The sequence below is a fragment of the Veillonella sp. ACP1 genome (assembly GCF_000286635.1).
Classification (GTDB): domain Bacteria; phylum Bacillota; class Negativicutes; order Veillonellales; family Veillonellaceae; genus Veillonella; species Veillonella atypica.
The window spans coordinates 1-11,598 of the sequence record NZ_ALKL01000004.1 but is presented as its reverse complement, the minus strand read 5'-3'; the positions used below and the strand labels follow the sequence as shown (position 1 = coordinate 11,598).

Annotated in this window: 9 protein-coding genes and 1 rRNA gene; 6 read left to right on the top strand and 4 right to left on the bottom strand. The window is 40.3% G+C overall.

Translation table 11 applies throughout. The features are described from left to right. Window positions 1-35: 35 nt before the first annotated feature. Window positions 36-1,445: an MATE family efflux transporter gene (locus tag HMPREF1151_RS01620; protein WP_009660827.1), complete on the top strand. Its 1,410-nt coding sequence runs from the start codon at window positions 36-38 to the stop codon at window positions 1,443-1,445. A 273-nt stretch (window positions 1,446-1,718) separates the two neighbouring features. Here HMPREF1151_RS01620 and HMPREF1151_RS01615 read toward each other — a convergent pair whose 3' ends face one another. Further along, on the bottom strand, window positions 1,719-2,426 hold the full coding sequence (locus HMPREF1151_RS01615; protein ID WP_009660823.1) for a glutamine amidotransferase: 708 nt from the start codon (window positions 2,424-2,426) through the stop codon (window positions 1,719-1,721). A gap of 277 nt (window positions 2,427-2,703) precedes the next feature. On the opposite strand from HMPREF1151_RS01615, the gene HMPREF1151_RS01610 reads away from it, so the two are divergent. The 3 genes from HMPREF1151_RS01610 (at window position 2,704) to HMPREF1151_RS01600 (ending at window position 5,779) form a co-directional block, all read left to right on the top strand. Continuing rightward, entirely contained in the window at window positions 2,704-3,723 is a 1,020-nt protein-coding gene (locus tag HMPREF1151_RS01610) for an OmpA family protein (protein WP_009660822.1), read from the top strand. Between the two features lie 206 nt (window positions 3,724-3,929). Next, window positions 3,930-5,051 (top strand): AI-2E family transporter, encoded by a 1,122-nt coding sequence (locus tag HMPREF1151_RS01605; protein ID WP_009660824.1) that lies wholly within the window; start codon window positions 3,930-3,932, stop codon window positions 5,049-5,051. A gap of 68 nt (window positions 5,052-5,119) precedes the next feature. Further along, a complete protein-coding gene (locus HMPREF1151_RS01600; protein WP_005377261.1) occupies window positions 5,120-5,779 on the top strand; it encodes a PepSY domain-containing protein in 660 nt (219 codons plus the stop codon). 125 nt (window positions 5,780-5,904) lie between these two features. Here HMPREF1151_RS01600 and HMPREF1151_RS01595 read toward each other — a convergent pair whose 3' ends face one another. Both HMPREF1151_RS01595 and sstT read right to left on the bottom strand, forming a co-directional pair. Next, window positions 5,905-7,422, bottom strand: coding sequence for an NAD(P)/FAD-dependent oxidoreductase (locus HMPREF1151_RS01595; protein WP_009660828.1), 1,518 nt, complete (start codon window positions 7,420-7,422; stop codon window positions 5,905-5,907). A 182-nt stretch (window positions 7,423-7,604) separates the two neighbouring features. Then, window positions 7,605-8,825 (bottom strand): serine/threonine transporter SstT, encoded by a 1,221-nt coding sequence (sstT, locus tag HMPREF1151_RS01590; protein WP_005377270.1) that lies wholly within the window; start codon window positions 8,823-8,825, stop codon window positions 7,605-7,607. Between the two features lie 285 nt (window positions 8,826-9,110). On the opposite strand from sstT, the gene HMPREF1151_RS01585 reads away from it, so the two are divergent. Beyond that, window positions 9,111-9,848: a ubiquinone/menaquinone biosynthesis methyltransferase gene (locus HMPREF1151_RS01585; RefSeq protein WP_038141145.1), complete on the top strand. Its 738-nt coding sequence runs from the start codon at window positions 9,111-9,113 to the stop codon at window positions 9,846-9,848. Between the two features lie 158 nt (window positions 9,849-10,006). Here the strand turns inward: HMPREF1151_RS01585 and HMPREF1151_RS01580 are convergent, their stop codons facing one another. Beyond that, window positions 10,007-10,738 carry an SIMPL domain-containing protein gene (locus tag HMPREF1151_RS01580; protein ID WP_005377269.1) on the bottom strand — a complete coding sequence of 244 codons (732 nt, stop codon included), beginning with the start codon at window positions 10,736-10,738 and terminating at the stop codon, window positions 10,007-10,009. Window positions 10,739-11,360: 622 nt separating this feature from the next. Here HMPREF1151_RS01580 and HMPREF1151_RS01575 point away from each other — a divergent pair. Further along, window positions 11,361-11,598 (top strand): 16S ribosomal RNA (locus HMPREF1151_RS01575); the annotation flags it as partial.

The following is an 11,598-nucleotide window of genomic DNA, read 5'->3' as shown; positions in this document are numbered from 1 at the left end:
ATGTAATCTCTATGGGTTTATTATGGGGTGTCATTATGTTAACATCATTACAACGCTGGTTCTCAGTAGATACCATATTACCGATGAAGGATCGACTAGGACCGGTAGATACTACAAAAAACTTATATAATAAATACTTGAAAATTGCGTGGCCTGCGACATTGCAAGGGCTCATGATGCAGCTGATGACGGCCATTGATTTAGCCATGGTAGGTTCTCTGGGGGCCTCTGCACTGGCTTCGGTAGGTATTATGGGACAACCAGAAATGGTTATGCTCGTCATCTGCCGTGCCTTATCGATTGCAGTAACTGCAATTATTGCCCGCCGTCATGGTGAAGGTGATGTAGATGGTATGAATGCGGTGCTCAAGCAATCGATTCTACTGAATTTTTTAATCTATATTCCATTGCTCGCTATATGCTTATTTAATTTAGAGCATATTTTGCGATTTACTGGGGCAGAGGATGGGTATATTGAAACGGCTGTTTGGTATGGTCGATTTATTGTCATGAGCCTTGTATTCCAGTCCTTTAGCCAAATTGTAGGGGGTGCCCTCATCGGCTATGGCAACACAAAGGTTATCTTTAAATCCAATGTGGTAGGGAATATCTTAAATACGATTATGAATTTCTTCTTGATCTATGGTATTGCCTTTTTCCCAGAATTTGGTGTCATGGGGGCAGGTATTTCGACACTCATCAGTAGTGCCGTTATCGCAGCATTGTTGTTGCGAGCTATTTCGCAACATACCAAGACTGGTCTCACCTTATTGCATCCGTCAAAATGGCGCTTTGAGCGCTCCGTACTTCATACGGTGTTTCACGTAGGGGGTAGCTCCTTAGGGGAACAGTTCTTTGAACGCTTTGGTATGTATACGTATACCATGATTGTGGCATCCCTTGGGGCCGTACCATTGGCTGCCCATTATGTGTGTATGAATTTGATGGACATATTCTATTATTTTGCTATGGGCCTTGGCTTTGCCGGCGCCTCTCATACGGGTCAAAACTTAGGACATAAACGACCTGATTTAGCGAAGGCTTTTGGTCGTATCGGCGCTCGTATGGGTCTCTTTGTAGGACTCATTAGCGCTCTTATATTTATTAGTGCTGGCCATTTGCTGGTACAAGCCTATACTCGTGAAAGCGAGGTTGTCACACTGGCTACAGCATTGATGGGCATTATGGCCATCGCTGCCTTTCCTCAAGCACTACAGCAGGTCTTTGCAGGTGTGTTGAAAGGTGCAGGCGACACTTTTTATATCATGAAATATTCATTAATCAGTGTTGCTGTTATTCGCCCAATCATTACCTATGTGCTATGTATTACATTAGGTCTAGGTCTATATGGGGCATGGATTTCTCTATGCTTAGATCAATCGTTACGGCTTGTTTGCGCCTACATACGTTTTATAGGCGGTTCGTGGCAGCATAAGGTGGTATAGGTACATTGAAACTTTTAAAATAGTTTATGAAAGTTTTATGAAAAACTTCTTGCCTACTAATTAAGAATAGTATACAATACAGATGTGGAATAAATGACACGTTGGGGAACGTGTTATTTGTAAAAATCATCAATTTCACGTATATATGTAAGGGATATATATATGAATATAAAGAGGCATCGGCCAGTAATGGTCGATGCCTCTTTTATATGCGTGCGCACATGACTAAGCCCCCAGATAAACAGGTGGCTTGTAGTATGTTTATGAGATTAATTATAGATTATTACATGCTAGCCATGCGGCCATAGCTTTTTTGCCTGATGCTGGTAGGGACTCGGAGAATACTCGTGCATCTTTGCGGATTCTAGGAATATCAATGCCCGCATTACATAGCTCTGCACAGTGGCCCACAAGCCAGCTTTCAATAACGGTCGGATCTGCCTCTAGGTGAAATTGCAATCCTAAAATATGATTGCCAATCGAAAAGGCTTGGTTAGGACAGAGGTCTGTTTCAGCAAGGCGAACGGCGCCTTCTGGAATGTCAAATTCATCGCCATGCCAGTGTAGAACAGGCGTATTGCCTAAGAGGGTTAGTGGTGTATGTTGCGCTTCAGCAGTTAAACGCAATGGTCCAAAGCCGATTTCCTTTTTGCTATGGTTCATAGGGCCCACATGGCCGCCCATGATGCGGGAAATAAGTTGCGCCCCAAGACAGATGCCGAGTAATGGTTTTTTACTATCGATGCGGTCCTTAATAAACTTGATTTCATCGGTTAAAAAAGGATAGATTTCTTCGTCGTATGCGCCAATAGGGGCCCCACAGACGATGACAAGATCTGCCTTAGTTGCATCGTACTGATTAAAGTCAGCAAGGGGGGCCTCAATATATTCTAAGGTAAAGCCGCGTTCTATTAATAAAGGTTCTAAAATACCAGCGTTTTCAAAGTGGATATGACGTACTACATAGGCTGTTTTACTCATGGTTCCTCCTTATAACTACGTACAACTATTCTATTGCTAGTATATCATATTCTATAGAATTTTATGTGAGCTTTCACACAAAGTAAAGCAAGTGGGAAGCTTCATGTTTACTTTCATACAATTATATCGAATAATATCGTTGACATGACCGAAAATTTGTATATATTCATAAGGCTTTCATTAGAATATTGATTTTTTTCGAAGAATTGTATACAATAGAATTATCGTTAAAAAAGCCCTTATGTGTGTAAGGGTGATTAATGGAGGGAATAATACAATGAATAAAAAATTAATAGCATTATTGGCTGTAGCTACAATGGGTATTTCTGTTGTAGGTGCTACACCACAAACACAATTTACAAAAGGTGAAACTCAAGTTGATCTTGGCGCTGCAAGCGTTGAAACTAAAGCAGACGGTTTTAAAGCTGCTCATAAATGGAACTTCGATGGCAATATCACTCACGCATTGCGCGACAAAACTGCTATCCAATACGGTTACCATGGTTTGAACTCTAAACATGTTGATTCCAACATGCAAGAAGTAAACTTGATTCAAACATTGAGCAAAAACTTTGCATTGTATGGTGGTTGGGGTCGCATTCATAGCGATGCTATCAAACATACAAACAATATCGCTCAAGTTGGTATTATCGGTAAAGCTGCTTTAGGTTCTAAAGTAGACGTATACGGCAAAGCTGGTATCGGTACAAAAGAAACTACAACTTGGGAAGCAGGTTTAGGTTACAAAGCAACTGATGATCTTGATATCAATGCTGGTTACCGTTATGTAAATACAAAAGCAACTGATAACCACAACGTATCCTTCCAAGGTCCTGTAGTTGGTTTATCCTACCGTTTCGGTGGCGCTGAAAAAGCTGAACCTATCGCTGTAACTCCAGCACCAGCTCCAGCTCCTGTAGTTGAACACACTGCAGCACCTGTACAAAAACCAGCTAAAGCTGATTACTATGTACAATCCATCTACTTCGATTCTGACCAAGACGTTCCTCGTGCAGACCAAGGTGCTAACTTACAAGCTGCATTGAACGCTGCTAACCAATACAAAAACGACCAAGTAAAATTGTTGGGCAATGCTGATACTGATGCTAACCCTCAATACAACATTGGCTTGTCCGAACGCCGTGTACAGGATGTTGCACAATACTTGGTAAATAATGGTGTAGATGCTAACCGTTTGATCGGTATCGCTAATGGTGATGCTAAACCTGTTGCTACTAATGCAACTGCAAACGGCAAAGCTGAAAACCGTCGTGTAGACGTTTTCATTCACCGTTAATTTGAGCTTTCTCAATTTAATCTAAACCCATACAAGTCCATCTTTTCGTCTCTCTATATATTTTGAGTGCGATAAGATGGACTTTTGTGTTATACTAAATCTATTAGAAATACTACTGTACATATGTAATCTGATCGTTGTCATATAGCTTTCATTTACATTGTGTACAATACTTACCATGTGTTTAGTAAAAGTGAGTTATTAGTATGGAAAAATTTAAATATTATAAGGAGCTTATCGGTGCGATTATCCTTGCAGGACTCATGATATTAGTAGCCTTGCGCATTAGCGATATAGCATCGGGCATCGATGCATTGATAACGGCCTTTGTACCACTTATCGTAGGAGCCTGCATTGCCTTTGTCCTCGATATTCTTGTCGTCCGCTATGAACGCTGGTTATGGCCGCGTATCAAATCGGGGTGGCGGTATAAGATTCGTCGTCCGTTGAGCATTATCCTATCCTTTGTGACGATTAGTCTCATTGTGTACTTTATTGCCCGTATGGCTGTGCCGCAGTTAGTGCATTCCATTACACTTATCGTGTCCGCAGCACCGCAGCTATATCTAGACTTTCAACATTGGATTTATCATTTAAGTAATACCATTCCATTGGCCTCTAATCCTACGGTATTAAATACCTTGAATGGTGAAAGTGTAGTTAACTACACGCGTGAATGGGGGACCAAGGGTGGCACCTATGTGGTGAATACGATGGGCACTATCTTATCGTGGACCGTAAATATTGCATTAGGTCTTATCTTTGCCATTTACATGCTACTCGATAAGGAACGCCTCATGTCGCAAGGTAAGCGTATTTTGAAAGCCTATGCATCTGATACGTGGGTGAATCGTGTAACCTATGTGGCCAAGGTTGCTGTTCAAACATTTAGTAGTTTCTTTGTGGGACAGTTTATCGATGCCTTGATTTTAGGTATCATGGTGGGCGTTACATTATGGATTTGTAATATTTCCTATGCTACGACCATTGCCTGTGTTATTGGTCTCACCGGTTTAATTCCATTAGTGGGTATATATGTAGGCGGCTTGATGGGGGCAGTTATATTGCTTACCATTAGCCCTATGGATGCGTTGATTTATGTCATTATTTTAGAAGTTTTACATCAAATTGAAAGCAATGTGATCTACCCAAAAATCGTAGGTAATTCTGTAGGGCTACCTGGCTTATGGGTTTTTGCCGCTGTTATTATAGGCGGTAGTTTGATGGGCGTTACAGGCATGATTATAGGCGTGCCATTAGTAGCCACTTGCTATAAATTACTGATGACTGACGTTGAAGAACGTTTAGCCTCTAATGAAGGCTTATAGCATTTATTAGCTGTAATATAAATAAAAATACAAGTTTGTAGAATCCGATTACTATTGGGAGGATTATAATGAATAAAAAATTACTATCTTTGGTTATGACTGGTGTGTTGGCCGTTGGTGTTTTTTCCGTAGCCACACCGTATGAAGCGCAAGCGCGTAAGACTAAACCAGAAACAAGCACAGATATTACAATTAAACGTGCACCTGGTCAATCTGTGGTTATGACAATGAGCGAAATTGGTACGATTTTCCAAAATCGTTTCCCTAATGCAGCGTTGCACTCTGTAGAATTGAATTCCAATGATTTGGCCTATGCTTACAAAGTAACTGGATATAGCAAATATCACGAATACAAAATGAAGATTGATATCATCACTGGTAATCAATCCGATATGAGCGAAGGTGGCAAACCTAAACGCGTTATTGGTGAAATCTTCAACAAAGATAAAGTTATCGAACCATCTCAAGCAGAAGCAGCTGCTAAAGCGCAATTAGGTGCTGATGCGGTTATGAAGGGCTGGAAGGTTGAAGCTCACAATGGTAAAGTTAATTACTATGTAACGATGCATCAAAATGGTAAGAAAACAGTAGTGACTGTTGATGGTAATACAGGTGCTTACATTGAACAAAGTAAAGCAACAAAATTACCTCCAGAACCAGATCAAGGTTTTGACAAACGCCGTACGAACCTCGTATGGGGCCATGACATCGTTATGGATAAAAAATAATATAAAGCAAGCCTCACCGACTCAATTAGATGAACTAAAAGAGAAGGTGAGGCTTTTCTTTTGAAAAAACAGGGAGTACACATCATTTGATGTGTACTCCCTGTTATATTGTTACGTACAATCGATTACCAACGGTTTTCGTAGTACACTTGTGTCCACATAATAACTTCGATAAGAGAAGGATGTGGGCTCATAGTTTCACCAACGGTGATTACGGACTTAGGATCCATGTTGCGCATGATGCCTTTTTTGCGTAATCGTTTTGTTCGTTCAGACGCAATTTCTTCATTGATAGCAGTCAATGGAGTTACACCGCTGTTCATGAGGTTTACGTATGGTTGGAATAGGATGGAGGCTTGTGGTCCAATCACGTGAATACCAAGGATATGGTTTGTATCTTTATCGACCACGATTTTTACAAAGCCATCGTTTATATCGCCTGGATCAATGCCCATAGCATAGCCTTTGGCAGTAGAGGAATAGAAGTTTTTGCCTACACCTACATTGTAACCAGCCTTAATTGCTTCTGCTTCGGTAAGACCTACGCTACCGATTTCAGGATAGGAGAAGGTAACTTTTGGCAACACGTCGTAGCGGGCCCAACGGAAATCTGCTTCATTTTTGGCAAAGTAAAGATTATGTGCAATGATATCAGCTTCGTAGTTTGCGCGATGACGGAATGCAGGTTCGCCGTTCACATCGCCTAACGCATAGATGCCGTCCACAGATGTTTCAAGAAACTCGTTTGTTTTGATCCAGCCCTTTGGCCATGTTTCAATACCTGTATTTTCAAGATGTAACTCTTCGGTAGCAGGACGGATGCCAGCGGCTACAAGAATTTCTTCCACCTTAGTTTCTGTGATTTCACCTGTTGTACGATCTTTTGTAACGACGACTTTTAAGCCATCTTCTTGGCGAACCTCTACGGTATCTTGATTTAGAATTACGTTAATACCACGTTCTCTATAATTGTTAAGGAGATGCTCGGACATATCTGCATCTTCCTTTGGTACTAGGCGTACATTATGCTGAATAATTGTTACGTCGGTACCAGCAGAGTCAAATACATGAGCGAACTCTACGCCGATAGGACCAGCGCCTAAGATGGCAAGGGATTTGTACGGTTGTTTAGGAAATTTGTTGCCAAAGAGGCTTTCACTAGATAGATAACCGGCCTCTTGTAAGCCAGATACATTTGGAATATTACTGTAACCACCAGTGCCAAGGACGATGGTTGGGGCCGTAATTTCTACGATGCCAGAGCCGTCATTGAGGTGGATGTTCATCACCTTATCGGACACAAAGCTTGCAGCACCGCGATATACATCTACGTTGTCATAAGCGTTATAGTAATCATAGATGCCTGCAGACTTGTCAATCATATGCCATGTACGTTTAGCTACAGTGCCCCAATCCATTGTTGCATCACCAACATTGACGCCTATTTTGCCGAACTCTTTTACCTCTTGTATAGCATTCGCAGCTGTTACCATAACCTTCGTAGGAATACAACCACGAGTTAGGCATGTGCCACCGAATTTACCTTTTTCTATGATAGCTACTTTTTTACCTGTTTTTATAGCAGCGTCAGCAACGATGGTTGCACCACCTGTACCCACTACAATAATATCGTATTGTTTCATGTTGATTCCTTTCTATTGCTATCTATTAATAGTTATTATCATCAAATCTATTATACCTATTATATTGAAAATAATCAATATAGAAAATATACTGTTTTTGTTATTAGTGAAAGTTGGCGCAAGGAGAAACATTCACAAAAAGAAAAGACGACCTCATGGATCGTCTTGTTCTATATGATGGTTTAATCCCAGTTTTCGTGATAACCGCGTTTTGCATAATCTGCAGTAGCAGTGAAGAGAATATCTGTACTGGAATTGAGTGCTGTTTCTGTGGAGTCTTGTAATACCCCGATGATGAAACCAACGCCTACTACTTGCATAGCCACATCGTTGGAGATACCGAATAGGGAACATGCCAACGGAATGAGAAGCAAGGAGCCGCCTGCTACGCCAGAAGCGCCGCAAGCGCCGATAGTAGCGATAACGGATAGAAGGATAGCTGTAGGTACATCTACGATGATGCCCAATGTATGAGCAGCTGCTAATGTCATAACAGTAATTGTGATTGCAGCACCACCCATGTTGATAGTTGCACCCAATGGAATGGATACGGAATACATATCAGGGTTAAGTTTCAAACGTTTAGCCAAGTCAAGGTTGACAGGAATGTTGGCTGCGGAGCTACGTGTAAAGAACGCATAGATAGCAGATTCGCGCAAACATTTGAACACCAATGGATATGGGTTACGGCGTAAGTAGATGAAGGATAACAGTGGATTGATTACCAAGGCAACGAAAATCATGGAGCCTAAGAGTAATACGAGAAGTTGGAAGTAGCTGATAAGTGCTTCGATACCATTTGTTGCGATGGAATCAGCCACAAGACCCATGATACCAAGAGGTGCGAAGCGGATGATCCAACCTACTACAGTCGTAATTGCTTGAGAGATGGATTCCATTACTTCTTTTGTATTCATAGGTGCATGACGTAGAGCACCACCGATGATAAGAGCCCAGCCTAAAATGCCGATGTAGTTAGCGGACATTAATGCTTTTACAGGGTTATCAACGATATTCTTGAGTAAAGTTTTCATGACTTCCGCAATGCCTTGTGGAGGCGCTGCATCAGCGGCACTAGCTGCTAGATGTAATGTAGTTGGGAAGAACCAGCTCACGAGTACGGCAAGTGCAGCAGAAAGGAATGTACCTAATAGATAGAGCGTAATTACGGAGCCCATACCTGTTTTTTGTCCGGAGCGATGTTTACTAATCGCCGCGATGACTAAGAAGAAGACAAGAATTGGTGCAATACCTTTGAGGGCACCAACAAATAATACCCCTAATAGCGATAATTCGTTTGCAATATCAGGGACATAGAGAGCCGTCAAAATACCGATAATCATACCGATGATGATTTGTTGGATGAGGCTGACTCTATTAATGGATTTCATAAATCGATTCATAATAGACTCCAATACTTAATTAGACTACATAAAACAATGAATTCTGTCGTTTATCGAAGAGAAATAATAAATCCTCATAGAAAAGACATATGTCATTATATAACGAACATTGTTATAATTCAATAGATAAATACTAATTATATGATGCATTTTTTTCTATGTGAACATTTTGTAATTCTTTGTATATATAGTATATATATTAGAATTCGTCTAAGTTCTAGAATGTCATCGTTGGTTATGGTATACTGTCAACATGTGATATTCTTGATTATGAAAGTGGGTACCATGAATACTAAAGAATTTAACACGTATGAAGACAAAGAACAATTTGTGCAAGGTGTATTTTCTAATATTGCCAAAAATTATGATTTGATGAATACATTGCTCAGCTTTGGGCAAGACTATTTCTGGCGTAAGTTCGCCGTTAAAGAAATGAATATTGGACCTTATCAACATGTGCTGGACGTAGCTTGTGGTACTTGTGTGTTTACGAAAGAAGCATTGCGCCAAGAGCCGACTTTGACAGTAGAAGCATTAGACTTTAATGCAGAAATGTTAGAGCAAGGTCGTGAGCGTATGGCTCACGCGGATCTGTTAGACCAAGTGAACCTGGTCCAAGGCGATGCGATGGCTTTGCCTTATGCGAACAATACGTTTGATGCGGCTATGAGTGGCTTTGCAATGCGTAATGTACCTGATATTAAACAAGTGCTATCCGAAATGCAACGCGTTGTAAAACCAGGCGGCAAGGTGGTAGTCTTGGAATTAGCTAAGCCAAGTGCATTTGGGTTTAAGCAATTATATAATTTCTACTTCTCCTATATATTACCTATTATAGGCAAATTAAGTAAGGATAATTCTTCCTATGCCTGGTTGCCTGAATCCTTGCGTCGCTATCCTCATCAAAGCGAGATTTTAGAAATCTGGAAATCTCTAGGTTATGAAAATGCTACCTATACTGAATTAACTGGTGGCATTGTGGCGGTTCACGAAGGTGTTGTGCCAGAATCCACTACAAAATAATACAAAAATAAAGACCGTATAACATAGTTAGTATCGTATGTTATACGGTCTTTTGTTATGTTTGTTGTTTGAAAGTAATTGATTATAGACCATAGTCGATTATGTTGCTAAAACGTAATGGACATAGCATGTAACTAACAATCTATAAACAATAGTTGTTATTGTAGATAGTATACAATATCTGCATCTTGAGATACGATTAACGATCCTTTTTCAACAGGTGTAGAAGTGCTAAGATTTGCAGCAAGCACTTTGGCACTGCGATAGTAGCCTTGGTCGAATGTACTTGTTTCTGTGTTGCTAATGTTTACAGTTTTTACAGGACCTAAGGTGCGGCCTAGAGCAGCAGCAATTACCTCAGCCTTGTGTTGACCGTTTTGGATGGCTTCTGTAGTTAAAGAATCGGATAGCTGTTGAGATGTGTCGTTTTGGAATGAAAGGCTGTTTATGTCATTTGCACCAGCATTGACAGCTGCGTCTACGACCTTACCTACACTATCCAAGTTATTGATTTTAACCGTTACAAGGTTGGATACTCTATATCCTGTATTAACGCGTTTACCCTCTTGGTAATCATTAGTAGGACTAACTGAAATATTAGACGTGTAAACATCTTTTTTTGCAACATTTAAATTTGAAAGTCTGCTAATAAGGTCGCTCATGATGCGATCATTATTTGACTTAGCGGCATTAATATTTGTGTTTTCACTTGTAATGCCTAGTGTGAGTATTGCATAGGTAGGCGCCACAGAGCGGGAAGCCTGACCTGTAACATGGATCTCAGATGTATCAAAAGATCCTTGTGGTGCTGCAAAGCTCGCTGTAGCCACAGAAGCACAAATAGCAGCCAAAGCAACTGTTTTGGTGAATAAGCGTTTTGAGAATTTCATATATCTCTCCTTATATAGTATTAAAAGAACGGGGGAAATACCCCTTAAAATATGACATGTATATCTTTATAAGTATGGTATTCATGTATATCATCGTAAGTTAAGTATATTGTACAAAATAGATTGCGTAAAATCAATATATTTTATTGAAAAATGAGTCAAAAGTGAAGTTTTGTAAAAATGAGAATTAGGGGTTGCGTAGGTATGTGGTTTGTACTATAATAACCATACAGTCGTTGAGGCGACTGTTTCTTAATGAGGAAATACTAGATACAATCTAGATTCTTTGTTAATTATTTTGGAATTTTATGTAAATCCCTCACATAGAGGTAATTACAAAATTCTAAAAAAGATTATAAAAAGTGCTTGACACTGAATGGTCAACATGTTATTATAATCTAGTCGCCAGTTGGTGAAACACTTCAAACGAAAGTGCTTCGGAGCTAGATAGTATCTGGTCTGACTGGTACAGATCTTTGAAAACTGAACAATGATAGGTAATCAATCATATGATTGAACATATGCCAGAGTGCGGGTTTTGACAAAGTCAAAACCAACCATAATTCAAAGTTACTTAAATGTAACGACAACACATAATGAGCTATTCAAATAGCTTCAAGATATCTTGGAGAGTTTGATCCTGGCTCAGGACGAACGCTGGCGGCGTGCTTAACACATGCAAGTCGAACGAAGAGCGATGGAAGCTTGCTTCTATCAATCTTAGTGGCGAACGGGTGAGTAACGCGTAATCAACCTGCCCTTCAGAGGGGGACAACAGTTGGAAACGACTGCTAATACCGCATACGATCCAATCTCGGCATCGAGACTGGATGAAAGGTGGCCTCTATTTATAAGCTATC